Genomic DNA, 24,193 nt, shown 5'->3' with positions numbered 1-24,193 from the left:
TTTATAGAGTCTACGGCTCGCTACTGCCCCGCGAACCCGGAAATTGCTCCGGTTTCGCTGGGAGTCGGGGGTACCGCATGCCGGCGCTTTTCCGGATGGGTCTCCCGGTGCTGCAGCCGTGTGGCGCCACGTCCATGTGGCTTACCGCCTGCAGTACCGGGAGGGTAACCCGGGATTCTCAGGCGGAAGGTCCGTTGTCCTTGGACCGGTGAGGAAGGGGCTCCTCAGTTTTTGTCTCTGCGAGATTAGCACGCGCCCGGGCATCCGATGACGCGGAATCCGCATTGCGGCCTTCTGTTTCTTTCTTGTTATCCGCCGCGGTACTTTCGGTTTCCGGGGAAGGCTCGTGCCCGGGCAGGTAAAGGGAGCCTTCCTTGCCCTTGCGGGCCTTGAAAGTCAGGTAAACGAACATTGCCAGTGCAGCAATCAGCAGCAGCAGGCTGGTCCAAACATTAAGCCGTTGTGTGACGCCGAGAATCGTGATCATTTCGGCGTCGTCAATGCGCAGCAGCTCAATCCACAGCCGGCCCACGGTGTAGAACGCAACGTAGAGCCAGAAGAGGCGGCCCCCGCGCAGCTTAAACCGGCGGTCCAGAACCAGCAGCAGGGCCACTCCGGCCAGGTTCCACAGCGACTCATAAAGGAAGGTCGGGTGGAACAGGGTTCCCGGTGCCGCGTCCGCAGGGAAGTTGGCGTTGTCCGGGTCGATTTCCAGGCCCCAGGGCAGGTCGGTTTCGGAGCCGAAGAGTTCCTGGTTGAACCAGTTGCCCCAGCGGCCCACCGCCTGCGCCAGCAGCAGGCCCGGCGCGCCGACGTCGGCGAAGGTGGAGAGCTTGATCCCGGCCCGGCGGCAGCCGATCCAGGCGCCCACGGCGCCCAGCGCCACGGCGCCCCAGATGCCCAGTCCGCCCCGCCAGATCTGCGGGATCAGGGCCAGGTCGCCGTCGGCGCCGAAGTAGGCGTCCGGGGAAGAGATGACATGGTAGAGCCGGCCGCCGATGATGCCGAAGGGAATGGCCCAGATGGAAATGTCCCAGACGGCGTCCGCGGGCAGGCCGCGGTCCTTCCAGCGCCGGGAAGTAAGCCACAGCGCCAACACGATGCCGGCGAGGATGCACAGGGCGTACGCGTGGATGGTCAGCGGCCCCAGGGAGAAGCTGGCGAATTCGGCCGAAGGGCTGGGGATGCTCGCGGGCACCAGGATCGGGTTCATGCGTTGCCCTTCGGGGTACCGGTACTGAGCTCACGGGTCAGGTCTGCGACGGCGTCGGCGCCGCCGTCGCGCAGGGCGGCCACCAGGGCCGTGCCCACAATAACGCCGTCGGCGTAGGCGCCGATCTCGCGGACATGCTCGGCGCGGGATACACCCAGGCCCACGCACACCCGTTCGGCGCCGGCGGCTCGGGCCGCGCTGACCACGTCCTGCGCGGCGTCACTGACACTGTCCCGGGCGCCGGTGACGCCCATGATGGACACCGCATAGACAAACCCGCGGCTGGCGGCAACGGTGCTCTTCATCCGGGCCGGTGTGGAGGACGGCGCCACGAGGAACACGCGGTCCAGTCCGTACTTGTCCGAGGCTTCGAACCATTCGCTGGCTTCATCCGGGACCAGGTCCGGTGTGATGAGCCCTGCTCCCCCGGCTTCGGCCAGGCGGCGGGAGAACTCGTCCACGCCCATCCGGACCACGGGGTTCCAGTAGGTCATCACCAGCACGGCGGCGTCGGTGGCCGCGGTGATGCCGGCGACGACGTCGAACACCTGCGCCACGCGGAATCCCTGGGCCAGGGCCTGGGTGGTCGCGGCCTGGATCACGTGCCCGTCCATGACCGGATCGGAGTACGGGATGCCGATTTCAATGAGGTCGGCACCGTTCTCGGCCAAGGCAATGCCCGCGTTGATGGTTTCCTGGACGCTGGGATAGCCGGCGGGCAGGTAACCGATCAGCGCTGCGCGGCCGTCAGCTGCCGCCCGGTCAATTGCGGCGGCGGCCTTGCTCTGCTGTACCTCGGTGCTCAAAGCTGTTCCCCTTCTTTGCCGATTTCGGCTTCGGCTGACTCGTTGTCCAGCAGGTTGAACCATTCGGCGGCGGTGGCCACGTCCTTGTCGCCGCGGCCGGAGAGGTTGACCAGCACAATCTTCTCGGAAACATTTCCGTCGGAGCCGGCCTCGGCGGCCAGGCGCTGGCCCACCTTGATGGCGCCGGCCAGGGCGTGCGCGGACTCGATGGCGGGGATGATGCCTTCGGTGCGGCAGAGCAGCTGGAAGGCCTCCATCGCCTCGGCATCGGTGATCGGTTCGTAGCTGACCCGGCCAATATCGTGCAGGTAGGCGTGCTCAGGTCCCACACCCGGGTAGTCCAGGCCGGCAGAGATCGAATGCGACTCAGTGGTCTGGCCGTCCTCATCCTGCATCAGGTAGGAGCGGGCGCCGTGCAGCACACCCGGGCGGCCCAGCGTGATGGTGGCTGCGTGCCGGCCGGTTTCGACGCCGTCGCCGCCTGCCTCGAAGCCGTGGATCTTCACTTCCGGGTCATCCAGGAAGCCGTGGAAGATGCCGATGGCGTTGGAGCCGCCGCCGATGCAGGCGCAGACGGCGTCGGGCAGGCGTCCGGCCTGCTCCAGCATCTGGGCGCGGGCTTCCTCGCCGATCACTTCGTGGAAGTACCGGACCATGGCCGGGAACGGGTGCGCGCCGGCAGCGGTGCCCAGCAGGTAGTGGGTGTTGTCCACGTTGGCCACCCAGTCCCGCAGGGCTTCGTTGATGGCGTCCTTCAACGTCTGGGAGCCGTTGGTTACGGGGATGACCTTGGCGCCGAGCAGTTCCATGCGGGCCACGTTAAGGGCCTGGCGGCGGGTGTCCTCCGCGCCCATGTAGACCACGCACTCCAGCCCGAGCAGGGCGGCGGCGGTGGCACTGGCCACGCCGTGCTGGCCGGCGCCGGTTTCGGCAATAACGCGGGTCTTGCCCATCCGCTTGGCGAGCAGGGCCTGGCCCAGCACGTTGTTGATCTTGTGCGAGCCGGTGTGGTTGAGGTCTTCGCGCTTGAGGAAGATCCGCACTCCCCCGGCGTGCTGGGAGAAGCGCTTGGCCTCGGTGAGCAGGGACGGGCGGCCGGAGTAGTTCTTGTTCAGGTCCGCGATCTGGGCACGGAACTCCGGATCGGCCTTGGCCTTCTCGAAGGTGTCTTCCAGCTCGTCCAGGGCAGCAATCAGGGATTCGGGCATCCATCGGCCGCCGTATTCGCCGAAGTACGGACCGGAGGCGTGGCGCAGGGAGGAAACTCCCCCGTTGAGGAAGGCCTCAGTGACGCTTCCGGTTCCGGTTTCTGCGGCAGCACCGGCTGCCTGTGCCTGTTCCGACTTCCCGATCATTGGGTGGTGTCCTGTCCTGCTTGAGCCCGGACCGTGGCGGCCCGGGCAGAGGGGATGTGGTGCTATGGGTCAGCTTTCACCGGGGGTACGCCAACTGCGGGCGGCAACGGCCTTGGCACCGGTCGCGGTGAACTCGCCGATGGTTTCGGCCGGTGAGGCATGCTTCACCAGGGCCTCGCCCACCAGCACGGCGTTGGCTCCGTTGGCGGCATAATGCTCGACGTCGGCGGCGTCGCGTACACCGGACTCGGCAATCACTACGGGTCCGGCCGGAATACCGGCGGCCAGCGGGGCGAAGACGGCACGGTCTACGTCCAGGGTCTTGAGGTTGCGGACGTTGATGCCGATGAGGCGGGCACCCAGTGCCACGGCCCGGTCGACTTCCTCCGGGGTGTGCGTTTCCACGAGGGCGTTCATGCCCAGTTCATGGGTGAGATCCAGGAAGGCGCGCAGCTGGGAATCGTCCAGCGCGGCGACAATCAGCAGGACCAGGTCCGCGCCGTGGGCGCGGGCTTCCCAGATCTGGTATTCGTCAACGGTGAAGTCCTTGCGCAGCACGGGAATGCCCACAGCTGCGCGGACGGCGTCCAGGTCTGCCAGCGATCCCCGGAACCGGCGCTGCTCGGTGAGCACGCTGATCACGGCCGCTCCGCCGCGCTCGTAGGCTGCGGCGAGGGCGGCGGGATCGGCGATGTCGGCCAGGGCGCCCTTGGAGGGGCTGCTGCGCTTAACCTCGGCAATCACGCGCAGCTCGCTGCGCGGGGAGGCGGTGCCGCCCAGGGCAGCGTACGCGTCCAGTGCTGCCGGGGCGCCCAGTGCCTGTTCGCGGAGCTCCTCGAACGGGACACTTTGCCGGCGTTCGGAGAGGTCCTCCCGAACGCCGGCAATGATGTCGTCGAGAACGCTCACTTAGTGGCTGCTGTTCTTCAGCTTCGAACCGTTGACGCCGTAGCCTGCCTTGCGCATGATGAAGCCCACGAGCAGGCCTACGAGCATAACCGCGATGCCGGCGAAGAAGCCGATGTAGCTGGCCATGACGTAGGCGACGGACGAAACCGCGGCGCCCACGATCATGATCAGGACGCAGGTCCAGGCAGCGGGGGTGTTGCCGTGGCCAATGGTCTCGTCATGGATGTTGGCGTGGGTTTCGCCTTCGTTTTCCTGGCCGGCGTCAAGGTGCTGGTCGGTGGCGTTTGTGCTCATGCTGAATCTCCTCTTAACGAATCTGGTTTCCATTCTGCCATTACTGGGCGGAAACCCTTTCACATATTGCGCCGGTGTCCGGCGTAACTTGTTTGGTCTGACTGGCCGGTGAGGCCCGGGAAGCTGCTTAGCGGGCTACTTATCGGGCTACTTATCAGTGGGGTCTTCGCCCCGGGTGAGCCGGTCCCAACCGTCGATTTCATCCATCGGTTCGGCGCTGTTCTCCGCAGCTGCCTGCTTTTGGGCTGCCTTGCTGCCGATCTCCGGCGTACCCGATCCCGGGGTGCCTGGTTCCGCGATGCTGCCGGCGTCGTCCGTGCCTGCCGCCGCAGCCGGTGCCGCAGCGTAGCGGCGCGAGGTGGTCCAGTGCCGTCCGGCCAGGGCGAGCCAGATGCCGGAGAGGGCCATCAGGATGCCGATCACCAGGGCGGCGTACGGCATGGCGGTCAGTTCCACCTCGGTCCCTTGGGCGGAGGTGACGCCGATGGCCTTGCCGATGGCCCCGGCGGCTCCCTGCAGCGGATCGCTGATGATCCGGTAGCTGGCTGCTGCCACGCCTACCCCGGCAACCACCAGGATGACGGCGGTGATCCAGCGTCCTATCCGGCCCGCGATGGCCGCGGCCAGCGCTGCTGCCACACCCACCACGGCGAAGGCCGTGACGGCGGTGGCGGCGTCGGAGCCGGAGACCGCGACGTCGGGGGTCGCCACGGTGGTGGCCGGCAGGGCCACGTTCAGCCAGGTGCGGGTGGTGGTCCCGAAGGCCAGGGCTGCCAGCAGGACGGCGCCCATGATGACGGTGCCCTTGCGCTGCCAGTGCGGTGCGGTGCGGGGTGCTGCGGGGTCGGTGGTGCTCACTTCTCTGCTTCCTGGAGGGGGGTTTCCGGGGCTGCTACGGTCTGCAGCGATGCGGCTATCAGGGCTGCGCGCAGGGGTGCGGCGGCCTTGTTGACGGTTTCCTGGGCTTCGGCCTCGAGGTCGGAGTCGGCCACGATTCCGCCGCCGGCCTGGACATACGCTTTGCCGTCGCGCAGCAGGGCGGAGCGGATGGCGATGGCCATGTCCATGTCCCCGGCGAAGTCGAGGTAGCCCACCACCCCGCCGTAAATGCCGCGGCGGTGCGGTTCCACCTCATCGAGCAGGCGCAGGGCGCGCGGTTTCGGGGCACCGGAAAGAGTCCCGGCGGGGAAGGTCGCGGCGAGTACGTCGTAGGCGGTGGAGGCATCCGCGAGCCGCCCGACGACGGTGGAGACCAGGTGCATGATGTGGCTGAACCGCTCCACCTCCATGAACTGGGTGACGTCGATGCTGCCGGGCCGGCAGACCTTGGACAGGTCGTTGCGGGCCAGGTCCACCAGCATCAGGTGTTCGGCGCGTTCCTTCTCGTCTTCGAGCAGTTCCGCAGCCAGTTCACGGTCCAGCTCCTGCGTTTTGCCGCGCGGGCGGGACCCGGCGATGGGGTGCGTAATGACGTCGCGGCCGGTGACGGTGACCAGTGCCTCCGGCGAGGAACCGACCACGTTGAACGGGCTGCCGTGGGCGTCCTCGAAGTTGAACAGGTACATGTACGGGCTGGGGTTGGTGGTGCGCAGCACCCGGTAGACGTCCAGCGCCTCGGCCCGGCACTCGGCTTCGAAACGGCGGGAGATGACCACCTGGAACACTTCGCCGTCCACAATGGCCTGTTTCCCGCGCTGTACGGCGCGGGTGTAGTCCGGCTTGGGCCAGCTTTCCTTGACGTCGGCGGTGAGGTTTTCGGAGTTGATGCCGGCCTCGGGCAGCACGGACACGGCCTGCGGCGTGGGCGCAGCCAGGCGCGTGAGCATGGAACGCAGGCGGGACACGGCGTCGTGCCAGGCCTCATCCACGCGGTCATCGGTTCCGTCGAAGTTAATGGCGTTGGCAACCAGCGTGACGGTGCCGTCGCTGTTGTCATGGATGGCCATGTCGGAAACCAGGTTCATGGCAATATCGGGCAGGCCCAGGTCATCGGCAGGCGGGTTGGGAAGCTTTTCCCAGTGCCGTACCGTTTCCCAGCCGACAAAACCCACCATCCCGGACGTGAACGGCGGCAGTTCCTCGAACCGTTCGGTGGCCAGCAGTTCCACGGTGCGGGCCAGCGCTTCCACCGGGCTCCCGTTCACCGGAACACCCGCCGGCGGCTCACCGAGCCAGTGCGCCTGGCCGTCCAGCGTGGTGAGGGTGGCCCGTGACCGGGCGCCGATGAAGGAATAGCGGGACCAGACACCGCCGGAGGCAGCGGATTCCATCAGGAAGGTGCCGGGTTCACCGTTGGTGAGCTTGCGGTAGATGCCGATGGGGGTGTGCGCATCCGCCAGCACGGTCAGGCGTACGGGAATGACCCGGCGGTCGGCCGCCAGGGCCCGGAATTCCTCCAGGCCGGGACGGATGGCTCCAAGATCCTGCATGTTGTTCTGCTTCTCCCCTGTCGGGTCGGGTGCGGCGGGTGTTTGCGGCTGCGTGTTTGCGGGCGGGGCTGTCAGCGGGAGCCGACGACGGCGTCCAGCTCACGGCCGTCAAAGCAGGTGCGGGTACCGGTGTGGCAGGCCGCTCCCACCTGGTCCACGCGGACCAGCAGCGCGTCGCCGTCGCAGTCCAGCGCCACGGACTTAACCCACTGGGCATGGCCGGAGGTGTCTCCCTTGCGCCAGTATTCCTGCCGGGAGCGGGACCAGAAGGTCACCCGGCCGGTGGTCAGCGTGCGGTGCAGCGCTTCCTCGTCCATCCAGCCCAGCATCAGGACCTCGTTCGTGTCGAACTGCTGGACGACGGCGGCAACCAGCCCGGCGTCGTCGCGCTTGAGGGCCGCACGCAGCTCCGGAGCGAGGTCCGAGGGCTGCTGGTTCTGGGGGAAAGGTGAGGATGGCATCGTCCCAATTCTAGTGCCACGCGTTATCTTGCCGCCCAACCCGCGGCAACCCGCCGCTTCGCCGCCGGTTTCGGGCGTTCCATGCTAGTTTCAGCAGTGATGCATTACGTAGAACCGTCCCGTGAAGTCCTCGCCGAGACCTTGCTTGCGGCGGGTCCCCATGCGCCCACGCTCTGCAAGGGGTGGCAGACCAAGGAACTGGCCGCGCACCTGTACCTGCGCGAGCACAAACTCAGTTCGGCCGTGGGCCTCTTCGTCAAGCCCCTGGCCGGCCGTGCGGATAAAGCCCTGGCCGAAGTTGCCGAAAAGGCGTCCACCACGGAAAGCTACGCCAAGCTGGTCCGCCGGTTCCGTTCCGGCCCGCCCGCGTACTCCCCCATGCACCTGAAGGCGGTGGACAACAGCGCGAACCTCAGTGAGTACTTTGTGCACACCGAAGACGTCCGCCGCGCCTCGGACCGCTGGGCGCCGCGCGCCCTGGACAGCGAGTACTCGGACGCGCTCTGGGCCGAACTGATCAAGCGTGCCGCCATCCTGTACCGAGGCGTGGACCTGGGCATTGTGCTGGTCCGTCCGGACGGACCCCGGCATGTGGCCAAGCGCGCACCGGTATCCGTGGCCATTGTGGGCGAACCGGGGGAACTGCTGATGCACGCCCACGGCCGTACCCGGCACGCGCTGGTCATGTACGAAGGCCAGCCCGACGCCGTCGCACTGCTGGAAAGTGCGGAGATCGGGATCTAGGTCCCAATCCCCGCACGTCCGCAGGTGGTTAGCTGGCGGAGTCGGCTTCGGGTTTCTCCGGGCTGTGCCCGGCTGCGGCGGCCCGGGCGTCACCGTCCTCATGTCCGTCCTTCTTGCCATCCTTCTTACCGAAGGGCAGGACCTTTTTCAGCGGGTGCGCCACGGCCATGACAACCAGGCCCCAAACCAGTCCGACGATGGCCGAGCACAGCGTGTTCACGAGCCACCCCAGGATGCCGCCGACCACCGCAAGGCCGGCGACGGGGTGCTCCAGCGTGTGGACCAAGTCATACGGCGCGTGCCAGCCGAGGTCGGCTGCCCCTACCAGCATGATGTGGCCGCCCACCCAGAGCATGGCAATGGTTCCCACAAAAGTGATGACAGCCAGCACATGGGGCATGCCGCGGACCAGCAGTCCGCCCAGGCGCTGCGAGCTTGCCGAGTCCTTTTGGGCAAGGTGCAGGCCGATGTCGTCCATCTTGACGATCAGCCCGACGGCTCCGTAGACGAGAATCGTGATGGCAATGGCCACAAACACAAGGATGACCGCGCGGATCCAAATGGACGCGTCGCCCACCTCGTTCATGGCGATGACCATGATTTCGCAGGACAGGATGAAGTCGGTGGTGATGGCGCCCTTGACTACCTTGGACTCGGCCTCGGGTCCGCGCTCTACTGCGGGCGCGTCCTTGTCTGCGGCGGCATGGTGGCCGAAGAACTTGTGCCATACCTTTTCCGCGCCCTCGTAGCAGAGGTACGTGCCGCCGAGCATCAGGATGAACGGGATTACGCCGGGGATGAAGGCGCTGATCAGCAGCAGGGCCGGCAGGATGAACAGCAGCTTGTTGCGGAGCGAGCCCCAGAAGATCTTTTTGATCATTGGGAGTTCACGGGACGGATCGGCGCCGGACACATACTGCGGGGTCACGGCGGCGTCGTCAATCACGACGCCGGCGGCCTTGGCTCCTGCTTTCGCTGCTCCGGCGGCGATGTCATCCACCGAGGCGGCGGCTATGCGTGCCAGGGCAGCGACGTCGTCCAGCAGGGCTACGAGTCCCCCGCTCACAGTGCGGGTCCAAGCTGATATGGGACGGGCAGTTGTTCGGAGGTGGCGCCCTCGAGGCGCAGAATTGCCATGGTGCCAATTATATGGGGGCCGGGACGGCGCTCATCTACGTCCCTGGGGCGCTACCTTCGGTGTTGCCGCGCCACTCCTCCCCTGTTTGCGCATTGGCGAAATCGGTGAGGATTTGCAGGAGGGTTTCGTATTCTGCGTTCAGCTCCTCGTCAAAGGCTCCGTCGCGGCAGACATAACGGTCGCTAAGACTGCCCACGCCTCGTCCAAAACTGCCGGAAACCCACTCCCTTGCCTCGGCTACCATGCCGGGGGACGTGTCGGTTCGCAGCTGCCAGGCAAGAGCTTCATACTTCTGCGCCAACGGGCCAAGGCCCATGACTCTCAGGATCGAGGCAAAACGGGACATGTCGTCCGTTAAGGAGAGAAGGCTGCCGGCCGGAAGCGGGCGCCCGTAGGGGTAGTCCACCCATTGACCCGGCATCCCTTTGCCTGCCACAGCCCTGGCACCGTTTACCGTTGAATGGAAGTCAGACGGATAGCGGGCGCCTTGCAGCACGTCATCAATATCGACGCCCGATTGCACTTCGCCGTTTGCATAGCGCACGTCGTAGGAAAGATGTGCTGCGCCGAAAAACAGGGACCGGCGTTGGCGCGGCACCCAGGTTGCCCGCACATGGACAGGCATCGGGTTTTTCAAGGGCTGTCCCGCACAGCCGACGCGGGGATCTCGTCCGCTAGCCACACGCCCGAATCGGACCGGTAAAAGCTGATTCCCTTTGCCGCGGCGATGCCGGTATCGATGGTCAGGATCACCGGGTCCGGCTCCTTGCGCCGCCCCACTTCCCGGGCCTGTTCCACCGTGTCCGCCAGATGGACGTACTGCCGCCGCATGGGGAGGATTCCGGATTCCCGGATGGCGGCCGCAGCAGCGCGGGCCGTTCCATGGAAAAGCACGGCCGGGGGCTGGACCGGATCGGAAACCTGCTGCACGGGGACGGAATGTCCGTGCACCGCCCGTATCCGGCCCTGGCGTATCTGGTGCCGCTTCTTCGTAGCCGCTTCCAGCACCTCGTGCAGCATGGCCTCGTCAACGGACTCCCACTGCGGGCCCATCCGGTGCAGCGCGGCAAGCACCTCGCTCACGGGCGCCCAACCTTCCGCATCCAGGCTCAGGCCGTACTCTGCCGGCGCATGGCGCAGCGCGTGGGACAGCACCTTGCTGATCTCCAACGCCGTCGGTGAGGCGGTCATGGCGAAAGCCCTTTCATCTGCATGCCGAACTCACATTCACGGATGGCCGGCAGGGATTGAATCTGCATTATGCCCTAATTAGGGTGGGACCCTCCATCCACCCCACCGGGAGCCGATCAATGACCCGTGTCCGAGTCGACCTCAACATCTCACTGGACGGTTTCGCCACCACCACCGACCAGACTCCGGAGAACCATCTACAGCATCGACGCTGATGCGAACGCCGTGGCTCCTCCGCAAGGATCCCAGCCGGGGAGAGATGACGAAGATTAGCTGATCCTCCTGGTTCCGGCTTGCGCGGATCCCGTTGCCTATTCTGAACGTATTCAGAATAGTGGGGGCATGAATACTGCTGCGATCTCCCGGACGGCGACTTCCTCGGACCTGCCCGCAACCCGGGACAGGTCTTCCGTGCCGCGGACGAAGGACCGGTCACCATCACCCGGCGTGACGGGGAACCGCTGACCCTGCTGCCCAGCCGCACGGTCGAACGCGAGCACGAAGCGCTCCGGCTGGCCTCCCAACTGGTGGCCGCCTCCCTGGCCCCGGGCGGGCAGAGCTTCCCGGACCGTCTGCTGGGTCCGTTCCCCTGGCTGGGTTTCCTGCCCGAGCCCCAGTGGGAGGCATTCGCGGCGGAGATCGTTGAGGTCGCCCGGGCCTGCGCCTCGATTTCCAATTTCGACCGGCTTTTCATTGTCCTGGCTGAGTGGAAATCAACCGCCGAAGCAACCGCCGGCGGCTACACCGGCGACGATAGGCTGGACTGGCTCGATGAACCGGCCGCCGTCGAAGATCACCGGGGATGAGCCCGAAGCAGACACCGGTTACCCGGCCGCTGCGGCGCAGCGAGTACCGGATAGAGTTCGGCACCAGCAACGCCCAGAAAGGCTGGACGGATGTGCTGGCCACCCAGCGCAACACCGTCGTGGTCGCCTGGGAACGACTCCCCGCCGACCCGCTGGCCGATGACACCACCTGCCACGGCATGAAAGGCAACTTGGAATTCATCACCCACGCCGGATCTACCTACCGGCGGCGGCAATACGAACTGCGTAACGGCGCCCGGATCTGGTTCTACGTTTATGACCGCACCGTGGTCCTGACCGAGGTGCACACCCATCATCCCAACGCCACCAAATAGAGCCCGCATAGTCCGGTCTCCCTGGGTTGCGGTTGCGAAACCCGGTCGGACGGAGTGATCACCGGACTACGGAATATCGTGAAGGGTCGGGATGCATCTTGGGTGCACCCCGACCCTTCATCAATTTATAGCCAATTTGATCAGCGAAATGCCTATCAGTACACCTGAAAGGGCCATGACTCTGATGTCGTTTTTGATCGTACCGCCCGGCTGATCGTCACGTGGCGCGCTACTAGGGCGTTGAACAGGGAAACAGCGGCTGACAGCACTGACCAGAAAATAGGGTGTTATTTTGGGGGCATGCGTCCTTAGGCAGATTTGTACTGCTACCGGTCAAGCTACTGACAATTGCAATCAGTATTTAGCCGATCTTCGGATCGCTATGCCGCCCATAGCTGCGACGACAATTCCCACAATAACTTGCCACATATAACGATCCTGACCCTCCGCAAATATCAAATATAGGGATAAAAGCATGAGGGCAACACCGGCAATGAGCAAGACCACTCCACCAATCTTGAAAACCGGATTGGTTGCATTTGGTTTGGGCTTTGAACTAGACAACTTGATCTGCTCCTTTCCTGTGCGTGGGTGAGGTAGGGACCACTAGCTACATGATTCCGCAGCGTTCACCCCCCCCCTGAAATGGCTCCTCCAAGAGAGATGGCAGCACCAAAAGCGAAGCCCGCCGATGCGAGTCCCGCGGTCGGTACTGCCGCCGCGGCCGCAAACATCCCGCCTCCAACGAACCCGCCCCCGAGAAATCCGAGACTGACGCGGAGGCTGATTGCTCCGGTGAGTGCACGGTAGACCTGGGATTGCGTGATTGTCTGCCGCAACGCCATACCCTGTCTTTACGTATGGGTACGGGTGGTTCGCCATCGCAGGCCGGCCGCGGTAGCAGAAACGTCGATAATTTTGTTATGTAAAGTTGTTGCTTTGAGTGCAACAATTCTCCGTCGGAAACCTGACTTACGCGTCAGGGCCATCAAACTTCGGCGAGGACTGGGCGCGGCTCTCGTCCGCATACGTGGCCACCCGGACGTTCCGTGAGCGGGTGCTGCAGGATGACAGCGGCGAGGGAACCACCGGCGTCGACGACCGTTATGCCCAGCGCTACTTCGAAAACATCGGCGCGGAAATCATGGGCGCCGGGATGTTCGGCCTGCATGCGAACCCCGGCGACGCCGACTGGCAAGGTTGGTGGGGCGAGGATCCGCCCTTCCACGTGCCTGTTTTCGTGCTGACGCACACAGCCCGCCCGCCGCTGGACATGGCCGGCGGCACCAGCTTCCACTTCCTCAGCGCGTCACCGCAGGAAGCCCTGGATACTGCAATCGAAGCTGCCGGCGGCGGCGACGTACGCATCGGGGGCGGTGCGGAGACAGTGCGCGAATTCCTCCGGGCCGGTCTTGTTGATGACCTCCACGTTGGCATTGCCCCCATCATCCTTGGGCGCGGCACACGGCTCTGGGACGATCTGCGGGGCCTGGAGGAGGACTGCGAGGTCAGCTCGGAAGCGGCACCAAGCGGGACCACCCATGTCACATTCCGGCGCAAGCCATAAGCGGCCGGATCACCCTCACGCTGCCGGCCCTTAACGCAGGAACGCCCCACCAAACGGTGAGGCGTTCCTGCAGCAGGGACTGAACCCTAGATGGTCGCCGCATCAATGACGAAGCGGTACCGCACGTCGGACTTCAGCACACGCTCGTAGGCGGTGTTGATTTCGGCGGCCTCGATCAGCTCCACCTCGGGGGCGATGCCGTGCTCGGCACAGAAGTCCAGCATTTCCTGGGTCTCGCTGATGCCGCCGATGTTCGAGGCGGCGTAGGACCGGCGCTTGCCCATCAGGGTGAACACGGAGATCGGCATGGGCTCGGGCGGGGCGCCCACGCTGACCATGGTGCCGTCCAGTCGCAGCAGGGCCAGGTACTGGTTGAGGTCGAGCGGGGCGCTGACCGTGTTGATGATCAGGTCATACGTGTTGGCCAGCTTTTCGAAGGTGCTCTCGTCGCTGGTGGCGTAGTAGTCCTTCGCACCGAAACGGAGTCCGTCTTCCTGCTTGCTCAGCGTCTGGGACAGGACGGTCACGTCGGCGCCCATGGCGACGGCGATCTTGACGGCCATGTGGCCCAGCCCGCCCATGCCGACGACGGCGACGCGCTTGCCCGGTCCTGCGTTCCAGTGGGCCAGCGGTGAGTAGGTGGTGATGCCGGCGCACAGCAGCGGGGCGGCAGCTTCGTAGGGAATGCTTTCCGGCACGCGGAGCACGAAGTCGTCGTTGACCACTACGGAGGTGGCGTAGCCGCCCTGCGTGATGGTGCCGTCCACGTCCTTGCTGGCGTAGGTGCCGATGTTGCCGTTGAGGCAGTAGTTCTCCATGCCGGCCTTGCAGTTCTCACACTCGCGGCAGGAGTTGACCATGCAGCCCACACCCACCCGGTCGCCGACCTTGTGCTTGGTGACGTCGGAGCCGACCTCGGCCACGGTGCCCACGATTTCGTGGCCAACTACCTGCGGGTACGCAATGGGTCCCCATTCGCCGCGGACGGTGTGGATGTCCGAGTGGCACACACCGGCGTAGGCGATGTCGATGAGGACGTCATGGGCGCCGACCTCGCGGCGTTCGATCGTGGTGGGAACCAGCGGATCGGTGGCGGAAGTGGCTGCGTAAGCGCGTGCGGTAGTCATATTTCTCCAAGCTGTGGGGTAACCGTGCCGTAGGGCACTTAAAGCACAAGCCGGATCCGGCCTGGTCTATTCCCGCGCCTTCCGGACGACGACGCCGGCCGGCACTGATTGCCGAACTTACCAGGGCTGGTTGGCCGGTCCGACGGTGAACTCGTTGACCGTGGTGTCCGCCGGCAGGTCCAGGGCGTAGGCAACGACGTCGGCCACCCGCTCCGGTGCAATTCCGTACCGTTGGTACAGGGCCTGCGCACCTTTGGCGGTGTGCTGGTCGCTGATAGTGTCCAGCAGTTCAGTGTTGATGGCCGCCGGATAAATGGTGGCGGTGCGGATGTTCGTGCCCTCGGCGGCGGACTCCATGCGCAGCACTTCCATGAAGTCCCGCAGGAACCATTTGGTTCCGCCGTACACGGCACCGCCCGGATAGGCCTTCAGTCCGGCGACTGATGACGTGGCGATCACGTGGCCGGACCGCTGCTGAATAAACGGGGGCAGTACGGCTGCGATGCCGTTGAGCACCCCGGTGACGTTCACGTCCACGCGTGGTTGGAGTCCTGCACGGTAACGTCGAGGACCTGGTGGACCGCTTCCCCGCCGGCGTCCCGGATCTGCGTGGCAATCCGTTCCAGTTTGTCTTGGCGCCGGGCACCGAGCACAACCCTGGCTCCGCGTTCGGCGAGCAGCTTTGCCGTCGCTTCGCCTATCCCGGACGATGCTCCGGTGATGATGACTACCTTGCCGGAAATGTTGTTGGCCATCCGGTCCTCCTTGGTCACCGTTCCAGTCTCCCGCCGCGCAACCGGATGCGGAAGCTGAACGCAGCCCTCAGCCAGCGGCAAGGCGAACGGATATCATTGGAGGTCCGCCGAACCCGTCGACCGGATGCGAACCGGCTGCCCCACCGCAAGGAACCCCCTCCCGTTGAACAAGAAATCACTCAAGGCCAACGGCTTCACCGGCTTCCGGCCCATCGACAACCTCGACTTCAACCGGATCCCGCAGCGCCAGGGGATCTTCGCCGTCGTGCGCCCCGACGGGTTTGAACCGCGGTTCCTCAAGGAGAGCACGGCCGGGGTGTTCAAGAAGAAGAAGCCGTCCCTATCCCGGGATGAACTGGCCGCCGAGTGGGTGGCGGAGGCGGACATCCTCTTCTTCGGCAAGGCCGGGGCCGGCAGCCAGGGCAACCGCGGCCTGCGGCGGCAGATCACGGAATTTGTGGACTTCGGCAGGGGGAAGCCGCCGGGCCACTGGGACGGCCGGCTGGTCTGGCAGCTGGTCGATGCAGAGGATCTTCTGGTGGCCTGGAAGGAACTGCCGCCGGAAGAGCTCAACGCCGCTCTCGCGGAGTGTCAGCAGCAGTTCACCCACCAGTACGGCCGGCTGCCCTTCGCCAACCTCGTTCCGGCCCGCGTCTAGAAGAACCACCGTTTGGCAGGGGAACCTCCCTGCCGGGCGTTCAGCCCAACAATGCCCGGTCATCCCCTGCAACGGGGCTGAGCGTCTTGCTGAACAGCACATACTCACCGTCTTGACCCGTGGCTTCGTAACCCGCGGCCCGGTACAGCAGATGGGCCTGGTTGCTTCGGAAAACACCGAGTTCCACAACGCGGGCTCCGCTTGGAGCGGCGCTCTGCTCGAACGCATCCAGAAGGACCCTGCCGAGTCCTTGGCGGCGATGGCTTCCGAGGACACTGATCGAGACCAGTGTTGCGGTGTCGCCGTCGAGGCTGCCCATCACATACCCGAGCGGGTGACCTTCTGCATCAAGGCAGAAGAGCGTGGAGGGAAGGCAATCGATCCAGAGTTCCAGGTTCTGGTCGAGAACGCTCATCCACCCCAGGAGCGCATGCGGCTCGATGGTCTCCATGTATTCGCGCTCTTGACGCAGGATGAAGGGCAGATCGCTTACTTCGGCGCGTCGGACGCGTGTTGGCATAGTCATGAGACGGAAGCATGCCACATCCGTCTGCGTTCCTAGCCGAGCGCAGCCCAGCGCGCCCTCACGGCCGGGCCTGCCGGTGTGGCCGGGGAGGCCGGGGAGGCCGTGAGGGGCAGCAGCTAGCGGACGTCGTACCCGGCGTCGCGGATGGCCTGCTTCACCTGGTGGATCGCATCGTCCGGGCCGAAGTGGAACACCGAGGCGGCCAGGACGGCGTCGGCACCGGCTATCACGGCGGCCGGGAAGTGCTCGGGCTTGCCGGCCCCGCCGGAGGCGATCAGCGGCACGTCCACGGCGGCGCGGACGGCCTTGATCATTTCGATGTCGAAACCCTCGCGGGTTCCGTCGGCGTCGATGGAGTTCAGCAGGATCTCCCCTACGCCGCGGTCCGCGGCCTCCTTCGCCCAGGCGACGGCGTCGATCCCGGTGCCCGTGCGCCCGCCGTGGGTGGTGACTTCAAAGCCCGACGGCGTGGCGCCGTCGTGCGTGCGCCGTGCGTCCACGGAGAGCACCAGCACCTGTGAGCCGAAGTGCCGGGTGATCTCGTCGATCACGTCCGGGCGGGCGACGGCGGCGGTGTTGATGGAGGCCTTGTCCGCGCCGTAGCGCAGCAGCCGGTCCACGTCGGCAATGGAGCGCACTCCCCCGCCGACGGTCAGCGGAATGAAGACCTCTTCGGCGGTGCGCGCGACGACGTCGAACGTGGTGTCCCGGTTGCCCGAGGACGCGGTGACGTCCAGGAAGGTCAGCTCGTCGGCGCCGGCCCTGTCGTACCGGTGCGCGAGTTCCACCGGGTCCCCGGCGTCGCGCAGGCCTTCGAAGTTGATGCCCTTGACCACCCGGCCGGCGTCGACGTCCAGGCAGGGGATGACGCGAATGGCAACACTCATGGTGTTCTCCCCCTAGATCCGGCAGGCGTGGATGCTGCTGACCAGGATGGCCCGGGCGCCGATGTCGTAGAGCTCGTCCATGATGCGGTTGGTTTCGGACTTCTTGATCATGGAGCGGACGGCAACCCAGTCGCTGTTCTGCAGCGGGGACACGGTGGGCGATTCCAGGCCCGGGGTCAGGGCGGCGGCCTGCTCCACCAGGTCCTTGCGGACGTCGTAGTCCATCATCACGTATTGCCGGGCCACCAGCACACCGCGCAGGCGGCGGATCAGCACGTCGACGCCGGCGGGGTTGGCGCCGGGCCGGCCGATCAGCACGGCTTCGGATTTCAGGATCGGTTCGCCGAAGATTTCCATGCCGGCGGCGCGCAGGGTGGTGCCGGTTTCGACGACGTCGGCGATCGCGTCGGCGACGCCGAGGCGTACGGAGGATTCCACGGCGCCGTCGAGCCGGACCACGGAGGCGTTGATGCCGCGTTCGGTCAGGTAGGAGCGCAGCAGACCGTCGTAGCTGGTGGCCAGGCGCTTGCCTTCAAGCTGGTCAATGGAGGTGAAGTCCCCCACCGGGCCGGCGAAGCGGAAGGTGGAGGCGCCGAAGCCGAGGCTCAGCAGTTCCTCGGCGTCCACCTGGGCGTCCAGGAACAGGTCGCGGCCGGTGAGGCCGACGTCGAGCGTTCCGGCGCCCACGTACACGGCGATGTCGCGGGGCCGGAGGAAAAAGAATTCAACGTCGTTGTCGGGGTCCACCATGACCAGTTCGCGGGTGTCGCGGCGCTGGCGGTAGCCCGCCTCGTTGAGCATGGCGGAGGCGGATTCGGACAGGGCACCCTTGTTGGGTACGGCTACACGGAGCATGGGAGCATCTTTCGCTGGAAGTTTGTTGCTGCGGGTTTGTTACTGCGCAGGGAGTAGTTCAACCGGCGGGCCACACGCGGAAAGGCGCGTGGCTAGAGATGCTTGTAGACGTCCTGCAGGCTCAGGCCTTTGGCGAGCATCAGGACCTGGAGGTGGTAGAGCAGCTGGGAGATTTCTTCGGCGCATTCGGCATCGGATTCGTATTCGGCGGCCATCCACACTTCGGCGGCCTCCTCAACAACCTTCTTACCGATGCCATGCACGCCCGACTCGAATTCGGTCACGGTGCGTGACCCGGCGGGGCGGTCCTGAACTTTCTGGCTCAGCTCGGCAAAGAGGTCTTCGAAGGTTTTCACATGGTCAAGGGTACGCTGTGCCGCGGTGTGTGACGGAATCGGGGGGCTGGTGTGACTGGGCGGGCAGACGAGACTGATGCATCCTAAACCCCTAGAACAGTCCTAATACTTCGTGACATGCCATCCACCGCCCTTACCGCCGTGGAATACGCTGTAACGCTTTCCATGACGCGTGTGGATAAGCACAGCTCGATTTCGTTCCTGATTTTTCTGAGGAGCTCGATCTATGTGAACGATATCGTCTGCTGGCACTCTGTACTTCTCCTGCAACCGGATAACATACTCACCAAACTCAACCAGTTTCTTTCTCAGAACTGGATCCGACATCACTTGTCCCCCTGCATCCTCATACGCGTCAGCGAGAGCCTCACGAGCGTCGTCAGCGTCATTTATGACGGCACTGACGTCAACCGAGCTGAGAATGTATATGAGGATGGCCAATACCAGAGCCCACGCGGTCATAAATGTACCGGCGATCTCGTAAAAATCGCGCTGCCACTGGTCTGCCCATGCCAGGGCACAAGCAATTAGGCCCGCTGCAACTAAAGAGCCGAGCAACACCAAAGGACGTTGGCGGAGGGTCAACTGGATCACCGGCGGATTGCGGTCGACGAGAGGCTGAGTCACGAAGTGATCATATATGCTCCTCTGAAGAAATCGTGCCGGCCAATGTACCGTTCAAACGACTGCGTTGGACGCAAGGAAGATGACCGCAACCAGAAAGAATAACACTCTCGCATGAAAGAACACTTCCCGGGCTATTACCGGCGCTCTCCTCAAGAGATAAAGTCATTGTGGTCGTCAGCCCATATCGTCTTCGATGCGAACGTTCTTCTAGATTTCCATCGGTACGAACCCGAGACCTCAGAGACATATCTAGCGTTGGCTTCCCAGTTCCGGGACAGGCTGTGGGTTCCGTTCCAGGCTGTCCAGGAGTATCACGTAAATAGAGGCGCAGTGCGGTCTGCTGCAACATCGGTACACGACGACCAAATCGGGCTGGTGAGCAAGCTCATCACGAGTCTCAATCAGGCTCCCCGAAAGTCGCAGTTAACCACGGGTGAAAAGCACAAGTCTCTACTAGCGGCCGCTACGGAATTGCTCACAGAGCTCGAATCGGCCCGAAAATCAGTAGCGGACCGAAACGCAGCCGACGCAGATGACCCCATCTTGAACAGCCTCACGGACTTGCTGTCCGATAGCAGGATCGGTGTAAAGCCTACTGATGAAGAGCTGAGGCAGTTGTATAAGGTTGGCGCTGAACGATTCGCCAGCAAAGTCCCGCCGGGTTACATGGACGCGGGAAAGAAGCCCGAAAATCGTCAATACGGTGATTTCATCCTGTGGCATCAGGTCATGTGCTTCGCTCGCGACAATGATATCGACATCATCTTCGTCACGGAAGACGCGAAAGAAGATTGGTGGATATCCGTCCACGGCAAACAGATCATGCCTCGCCCGGAACTGGTGAATGAATTCACCGAGTTTACGGGAGGTCGAACCATCCATTTTTACAACGGTCTCTCTTTTTTTGACTATGCGGCACAAGAAGTGGGCACGGCATCTACACCAGAAGCGCTAGAGGCTGCTCGTAAAGACCTAGAGGAGGTTGCACTAACGCGAGCCGAAGAACTTGCAGAAAGCACACTCGATGAGCTCTTCGCCAAAAGTCGACATCAGGGTCTCCTTGATACTTCGCACGAAGCGGTTACGTCAGGCCTAAAGGAGGAACCAACAGGAGCGGGCCCCGCCTACTCCGATTCGCCGGAGGACCTTCACACTAGAATTGATGAGCTAGAGACGAATATCGTCCGTCTGTCGAGACATATGACGGCTAGAAACGCGGCCGGTCCCGAAACGGATGATCCCGTTACTCAAAGGCTTGTCGAGGAGATGCGACGGCTCCGCCGCGAACTCTATATCCTATATAGGAGTGCTAACCTCACCTCTGGTCAAGCAAGGGCGAGAGAACGCATACTGTTGTGGGAGTTCGAGCACGGCGAGACGTAATCGCTGTTATCGGTTATGTTCTTGGTTCAGTGCCGCGAACGGGTCTCCTGATGTGGACCGCGTTCGCAGCGACCATGGATCTGATCGCTGGTGAGATGTCCGCTGTCCGAGTCCTGGGCGGGAAGCCGCACCAGAATGGACCGGACTGCGTCCATTGGCTCATCGATCACGAATAAGCCAGGCATGGAGGCGTACGCCCAGCCTCGTCGCGGCGGCTCCAGTGGCTAGAACGGAGACCCCCTACTGATGCCGACTTCGATGAGGGTCGGCCTGTCGGAAGCCAGGGCCTTGGCTACCCGGTCGCGGAGTTCACCCTCCGACTCAGCCAGCCCCGCATCCACCCCGTAACCGGCGGCAAGAGAGACGAAGTCGATGCCGGGGACGTCCAGACCCGGCGCGTCCAGAGTGTCAAGTTTGGCAGCAAAACCCCGGAGGGCGCCGTACGTGCCGTTGTTCAGGATGATGAATACCACCGGGATCCCGTGCTGGGCGGCAGTCCACAGGGCCGTAATGCCGTAGTTTGCGGACCCGTCGCCGATAAACGCAATCACGCGGCGCCCGGGCTCGGCCAGCTGGACGCCGACAGCGGCTGGCATGCCAAAGCCGAGCCCACCCGACGCCGGAAAGTAGTAGCTGCCGGGATGGCGCATCTGGATCCGGTCCCAGAACGCGGTCACCGTCGCAGTCGCTTCGTTGACATAGATGGCGTCCTCGGGAGCCAGCTCGTTCACGACGTCGAAGACCACTTCCGGTGACATCCGGCCGCCGGGCTCGGCGGCACGGGACACCGCAGGAACCGGACGCGGCTGCACCGAGATTCCGCGGAGTGCCACCGCGTCGGCAAGCCTCGCCAGCGCCGGACCGATCGACGCCACCACCGCGCGTCCCATCGGTGCCCGGGCGGCTTCACCCGGGTCGCAGGTGATCTGCAACAGGGCAGTGCCGTCCGGGCAGGTACTCCCCCGGTTCGTACTGGTGGTAGCGGAACACCGGAGCCCCCACCACCAGAATAAGGTCGTGCCCGGAGAGCAGCCCGGTGATCCCGGCAACGCTGGCGGGCAGCACGCCGCGGAAGGCGGCATGCGAAGTCGGGAAAGGGCACCGCGACGCCGAGGGCGCCACCCACACCGGAGCACCCAGCCTCTCCGCCAGCCGGACGGCGTCGTCGTTGCCCCGTGCGGAATCGACGTCGGGCCCCAGCACCAGCACGGGACGGGCAGCGGCATCCAGTGCGGCCACGAGGTCCGCGAGCTGACCGTCGGACAACTCCCCCGCCGTCTCGACCGTGCGCTCCCCCAGGTGTGCATCCTCGGGCCCGGTTTCGTGCGCCCAATCGTCGTAGGGAATGGACACATAAACCGGTCCGGCCGGTTCCAGGACCGCAGCATGGATGGCCTGCCCCATGGTGCGGACGACGTCGCGCGCCGACGCCGGTTCCGCGCTGAACTTCACCAGCGGGCGCGGCAGGGACACGGCATCCACGTTGGAGAGCATCACCTCCTGACCGATGGTGGAGCGGACCTGCTGCCCGGCGGTGATCACCAGCGGCGTGTGCGCGTACCAGGAGTTAGTCAGCGCGCCCATGGCATTGCCGGAGCCTGACGCCGCATGCAGGTTCACCAGCGCCGGCCGGCGCGTTGCCTGCGCATAGCCGTCGGCCATGCCCGCCACCACGCCCTCGTGCAGGCCCAGGATGTAGCGGAAGTCCTCCGGCATGCCAGCCAGGAACGGCAACTCATTCGAGCCCGGGTTGCCGAAAATAGTGGTCAGACCGTGCCGGCGCAGCAGCTCGTAGGTGGCGTCGCGAACGGTGCTCATATCGTCCTCCGCAGGATAGGTTCCGGTTTAGGCCAGCGGCACGGGCTTGCCGGAGCCAGGAGGCACGGAGTCCGCGGCCTCCGGGGTGGACTCCCGCGGACGCGGAATCACGGCCACCGCCGCTACCCCCAGCAGGGCCGCTGCCGCAAAGACATAGAACCCGAACGGATAGGCGATCCCGGCAACCACCAGCAAACCGGTAATCCACGGCCCGGCAATGGCCCCCAGCCGGCCAACGCCGGACACGAAGCCCATCCCGGAGGCGACGATATGCCGCGGGTAGAGGTAGCCCACAAACCCGTAGACGAGCACCTGGGCGCAGAAGACAAAGAAACCGGTCACGAACACCACGCCGTTCAGCAGCAGCTGGTCCTGGATCCGGATACTCAGCACCGCCAGCAGCACGGCTGCGGCACCGAACCAGAACATGGTGGTCCCCTTCACCCCGCGCCGGTCGGCAACGCCGCCGCCCACCAGCAGGCCGGCGATCGCGCCGAGGTTCAGGACCAGCAGCAGCACGAGGGAATCGGCGACGGCGTAGCCGGCCTCACGCATCAGCTGCGGCAGCCAAGTGTTCAATCCGTAGACCAGCAGCAGGCCCATGAAGGCGGCAACCCAGAGCCCCAGGGTGATGCGCACGTACCGCCCGCGGAGCACGTCCCGGACATGCACCTTCGGGACCTCCGTGTCCGCGGATTTGCGCGCCTCGATCACGGGAGAGGTTTCGGGCAGCTTGGCCCACAGCAGCAGGGAGGCGAGCAGGCCGAGGATACCGCCGGTATAGAAGAGCCATTCCCACCGCTGCCCTACCAGCAGTGCAGTGACCGACGCGGCCACGGCGCCTACGTGGTAGCCGGTCATGGTGAGCGTGCTGGACTGGGCCTTGCTGTTGGCGCGGGCGGTTTCCTGCATGATGGTCACCGCCACCGGCATGCACCCGCCCAGCCCCAGTCCGGCCAGGAAGCGCAGCAGCCCCATCAGGGCAACGGTGGGCATCAGCGGGAAGATCAGGGTGAAGACGGAGAACACCACTACGCACGCGATCAGCGGCAGGCGGCGGCCGAAGCGGTCCGAGATGGGCCCGCTCAGCGCAGCGCCGATCCCCACACCCACCAGCGAGATGGTGGCCACGAAGGTGGCCCCGCCGGCGTCGATCCCTGCGTGTTTTGTGTCCAGAAGGGTGGGAATGGAGGCACCCAGGGCCACGAGGTCGAATCCCTCGAAGACAACCGTGAGCCAGCAGAGGATCACAATCCATTTTCGCGAAACCTTCATGATGAACTTCCTTGTTCGAGACGGCCACCGCTGTAAGAAAGGAGAGCTGCATGAAAGGAGAACTGAAAGTCCGTGTCGACACAAGTGTGGAACCCCCGGCCGGGGAGCACTAGGTGAAGACGAAAATTTGTTTCCGGTTGCGGCGCAGGCGAACGCTCCCGCAGAAATGTCGAAATTCCGGACACTGTCCCGTCCCCGGAGTGAATGCGGCCACAATGGCCGTGTTGCAGCGATTCGACCATCCCCGGAGACCAAGGAGATAAGTCATGGCCAAGTATCTGTTGCTCAAGCATTACCGCGGTGCACCGGCACCCATCAATGACGTGCCGATGGACCAGTGGACACCGGAGGAAGTATCGGACCACATGCAGTTCATGCAGGACTTCGCCGACCGGCTGCAGGCCCGCGGCGAATACATTGACGGCCAGGCCGTTGCACCGGAGGGCACCTTCGTGCGGTACGACGGCGAGGGGCGGCCACCGGTGACCGACGGCCCGTTCGCCGAGACCAAGGACCTGATCGCCGGCTGGATGGTGATCGACGTGGACGACTATGACCGCGCCGTCGAACTCGCCGGCGAACTGTCCGCTGCTCCCGCCGCGGGCGGGAAGCCGCTGCAGGAATGGATCGAACTGCGGCCGTTCCTGGGCTCGCCCATCACCATCACGGAATAGCGCT

Annotated in this window: 27 protein-coding genes and 1 pseudogene; 7 read left to right on the top strand and 21 right to left on the bottom strand. The window is 64.7% G+C overall.

The genetic code is table 11. The features are described 5' to 3' along the window. Positions 1–178: 178 nt before the first annotated feature. The 8 genes from lgt to hisI all read right to left on the bottom strand — a co-directional run bounded on the left by lgt (position 179) and on the right by hisI (position 7,467). Positions 179–1,213 (bottom strand): prolipoprotein diacylglyceryl transferase, encoded by a 1,035-nt coding sequence (gene lgt, locus QNN98_RS08020; RefSeq protein WP_283996744.1) that lies wholly within the window; start codon positions 1,211–1,213, stop codon positions 179–181. Beyond that, positions 1,210–2,019, bottom strand: coding sequence for a tryptophan synthase subunit alpha (gene trpA, locus QNN98_RS08015; RefSeq protein WP_227911162.1), 810 nt, complete (start codon positions 2,017–2,019; stop codon positions 1,210–1,212). Before trpA ends, lgt begins: the two co-directional genes overlap by 4 nt. Next, positions 2,016–3,374: a tryptophan synthase subunit beta gene (trpB, locus tag QNN98_RS08010; protein ID WP_283996743.1), complete on the bottom strand. Its 1,359-nt coding sequence runs from the start codon at positions 3,372–3,374 to the stop codon at positions 2,016–2,018. The genes trpA and trpB overlap by 4 nt, the downstream gene beginning before the upstream one ends. Before the next feature lie 69 nt (positions 3,375–3,443). Continuing rightward, positions 3,444–4,283, bottom strand: coding sequence for an indole-3-glycerol phosphate synthase TrpC (gene trpC, locus QNN98_RS08005; protein WP_283996742.1), 840 nt, complete (start codon positions 4,281–4,283; stop codon positions 3,444–3,446). Then, complete coding sequence (locus QNN98_RS08000; protein WP_227911159.1) at positions 4,284–4,577, bottom strand: HGxxPAAW family protein; 294 nt, start codon at positions 4,575–4,577, stop codon at positions 4,284–4,286. A 147-nt stretch (positions 4,578–4,724) separates the two neighbouring features. Beyond that, entirely contained in the window at positions 4,725–5,435 is a 711-nt protein-coding gene (locus QNN98_RS07995; protein ID WP_283996741.1) for a Trp biosynthesis-associated membrane protein, read from the bottom strand. Beyond that, positions 5,432–7,006, bottom strand: coding sequence for an anthranilate synthase component I (locus QNN98_RS07990; protein WP_283996740.1), 1,575 nt, complete (start codon positions 7,004–7,006; stop codon positions 5,432–5,434). The genes QNN98_RS07995 and QNN98_RS07990 overlap by 4 nt, the downstream gene beginning before the upstream one ends. A 71-nt stretch (positions 7,007–7,077) precedes the next feature. Then, positions 7,078–7,467 (bottom strand): phosphoribosyl-AMP cyclohydrolase, encoded by a 390-nt coding sequence (gene hisI, locus QNN98_RS07985; RefSeq protein ID WP_283996739.1) that lies wholly within the window; start codon positions 7,465–7,467, stop codon positions 7,078–7,080. Between the two features lie 99 nt (positions 7,468–7,566). Here hisI and QNN98_RS07980 point away from each other — a divergent pair, with 99 nt between their 5' ends. Beyond that, positions 7,567–8,211: a TIGR03085 family metal-binding protein gene (locus tag QNN98_RS07980; protein WP_227911155.1), complete on the top strand. Its 645-nt coding sequence runs from the start codon at positions 7,567–7,569 to the stop codon at positions 8,209–8,211. Positions 8,212–8,239: 28 nt separating this feature from the next. On the opposite strand, the gene QNN98_RS07975 is transcribed toward QNN98_RS07980, so the two are convergent. From QNN98_RS07975 to QNN98_RS07965, 3 genes are all read right to left on the bottom strand, one after another. Continuing rightward, complete coding sequence (locus tag QNN98_RS07975) at positions 8,240–9,277, bottom strand: DUF808 domain-containing protein (RefSeq protein ID WP_283996738.1); 1,038 nt, start codon at positions 9,275–9,277, stop codon at positions 8,240–8,242. 106 nt (positions 9,278–9,383) lie between these two features. Then, positions 9,384–9,986 (bottom strand): hypothetical protein, encoded by a 603-nt coding sequence (locus tag QNN98_RS07970; RefSeq protein ID WP_283996737.1) that lies wholly within the window; start codon positions 9,984–9,986, stop codon positions 9,384–9,386. Beyond that, complete coding sequence (locus QNN98_RS07965; RefSeq protein WP_283996736.1) at positions 9,983–10,540, bottom strand: RNA 2'-phosphotransferase; 558 nt, start codon at positions 10,538–10,540, stop codon at positions 9,983–9,985. The genes QNN98_RS07970 and QNN98_RS07965 overlap by 4 nt, the downstream gene beginning before the upstream one ends. 527 nt (positions 10,541–11,067) lie before the next feature. On the opposite strand from QNN98_RS07965, the gene QNN98_RS07960 reads away from it, so the two are divergent. From QNN98_RS07960 to QNN98_RS07950, 3 genes are all read left to right on the top strand, one after another. Further along, positions 11,068–11,346 (top strand): hypothetical protein, encoded by a 279-nt coding sequence (locus QNN98_RS07960; RefSeq protein WP_283996735.1) that lies wholly within the window; start codon positions 11,068–11,070, stop codon positions 11,344–11,346. Further along, positions 11,343–11,681, top strand: a complete 339-nt coding sequence (locus QNN98_RS07955; protein ID WP_283996734.1) for a hypothetical protein — start codon at positions 11,343–11,345, stop codon at positions 11,679–11,681. Before QNN98_RS07960 ends, QNN98_RS07955 begins: the two co-directional genes overlap by 4 nt. 943 nt (positions 11,682–12,624) lie before the next feature. Further along, positions 12,625–13,248, top strand: a complete 624-nt coding sequence (locus tag QNN98_RS07950) for a dihydrofolate reductase family protein (RefSeq protein ID WP_283996733.1) — start codon at positions 12,625–12,627, stop codon at positions 13,246–13,248. An 86-nt stretch (positions 13,249–13,334) separates the two neighbouring features. On the opposite strand, the gene QNN98_RS07945 is transcribed toward QNN98_RS07950, so the two are convergent. Both QNN98_RS07945 and QNN98_RS07940 read right to left on the bottom strand, forming a co-directional pair. Further along, entirely contained in the window at positions 13,335–14,375 is a 1,041-nt protein-coding gene (locus QNN98_RS07945; protein ID WP_283996732.1) for an NAD(P)-dependent alcohol dehydrogenase, read from the bottom strand. 117 nt (positions 14,376–14,492) lie between these two features. Then, positions 14,493–15,130: pseudogene (locus tag QNN98_RS07940) on the bottom strand (SDR family oxidoreductase). Positions 15,131–15,254: 124 nt separating this feature from the next. Here QNN98_RS07940 and QNN98_RS07935 point away from each other — a divergent pair. Continuing rightward, positions 15,255–15,788, top strand: coding sequence for a hypothetical protein (locus tag QNN98_RS07935; RefSeq protein ID WP_283996731.1), 534 nt, complete (start codon positions 15,255–15,257; stop codon positions 15,786–15,788). 40 nt (positions 15,789–15,828) lie between these two features. Here QNN98_RS07935 and QNN98_RS07930 read toward each other — a convergent pair whose 3' ends face one another. The 5 genes from QNN98_RS07930 to QNN98_RS07910 form a co-directional block, all read right to left on the bottom strand. After that, positions 15,829–16,314, bottom strand: a complete 486-nt coding sequence (locus QNN98_RS07930) for a GNAT family N-acetyltransferase (RefSeq protein ID WP_283996730.1) — start codon at positions 16,312–16,314, stop codon at positions 15,829–15,831. A gap of 116 nt (positions 16,315–16,430) precedes the next feature. Beyond that, positions 16,431–17,201, bottom strand: coding sequence for an imidazole glycerol phosphate synthase subunit HisF (gene hisF / locus QNN98_RS07925; RefSeq protein ID WP_283996729.1), 771 nt, complete (start codon positions 17,199–17,201; stop codon positions 16,431–16,433). Positions 17,202–17,213: 12 nt separating this feature from the next. After that, complete coding sequence (hisG, locus tag QNN98_RS07920; protein ID WP_229959336.1) at positions 17,214–18,056, bottom strand: ATP phosphoribosyltransferase; 843 nt, start codon at positions 18,054–18,056, stop codon at positions 17,214–17,216. Positions 18,057–18,148: 92 nt separating this feature from the next. After that, positions 18,149–18,412, bottom strand: a complete 264-nt coding sequence (locus QNN98_RS07915; protein WP_229959338.1) for a phosphoribosyl-ATP diphosphatase — start codon at positions 18,410–18,412, stop codon at positions 18,149–18,151. A 102-nt stretch (positions 18,413–18,514) separates the two neighbouring features. After that, positions 18,515–19,039 (bottom strand): hypothetical protein, encoded by a 525-nt coding sequence (locus tag QNN98_RS07910; RefSeq protein ID WP_283996728.1) that lies wholly within the window; start codon positions 19,037–19,039, stop codon positions 18,515–18,517. Between the two features lie 111 nt (positions 19,040–19,150). Between QNN98_RS07910 and QNN98_RS07905 the strand changes: the two genes are divergently transcribed. After that, entirely contained in the window at positions 19,151–20,422 is a 1,272-nt protein-coding gene (locus QNN98_RS07905) for a PIN domain-containing protein (protein ID WP_283996727.1), read from the top strand. 224 nt (positions 20,423–20,646) lie between these two features. On the opposite strand, the gene QNN98_RS07900 is transcribed toward QNN98_RS07905, so the two are convergent. From QNN98_RS07900 to QNN98_RS07890, 3 genes are read right to left on the bottom strand one after another with little or no spacing between them, the layout of a single operon-like run. Continuing rightward, on the bottom strand, positions 20,647–21,354 hold the full coding sequence (locus QNN98_RS07900) for a thiamine pyrophosphate-dependent enzyme (RefSeq protein ID WP_283996726.1): 708 nt from the start codon (positions 21,352–21,354) through the stop codon (positions 20,647–20,649). After that, positions 21,329–22,240, bottom strand: a complete 912-nt coding sequence (locus tag QNN98_RS07895; RefSeq protein ID WP_283996725.1) for a thiamine pyrophosphate-binding protein — start codon at positions 22,238–22,240, stop codon at positions 21,329–21,331. The genes QNN98_RS07900 and QNN98_RS07895 overlap by 26 nt, the downstream gene beginning before the upstream one ends. Positions 22,241–22,267: 27 nt before the next feature. After that, positions 22,268–23,515 carry an MFS transporter gene (locus QNN98_RS07890; RefSeq protein WP_283996724.1) on the bottom strand — a complete coding sequence of 416 codons (1,248 nt, stop codon included), beginning with the start codon at positions 23,513–23,515 and terminating at the stop codon, positions 22,268–22,270. Positions 23,516–23,781: 266 nt separating this feature from the next. Here QNN98_RS07890 and QNN98_RS07885 point away from each other — a divergent pair, with 266 nt between their 5' ends. Beyond that, positions 23,782–24,189 (top strand): YciI family protein, encoded by a 408-nt coding sequence (locus tag QNN98_RS07885; protein ID WP_227926451.1) that lies wholly within the window; start codon positions 23,782–23,784, stop codon positions 24,187–24,189. Positions 24,190–24,193 lie beyond the last annotated feature (4 nt).

The organism is Arthrobacter sp. zg-Y1143, assembly GCF_030125565.1.
Lineage (GTDB): Bacteria > Actinomycetota > Actinomycetes > Actinomycetales > Micrococcaceae > Arthrobacter_B.
This window is presented reverse-complemented; position numbering and strand designations above follow the sequence as displayed.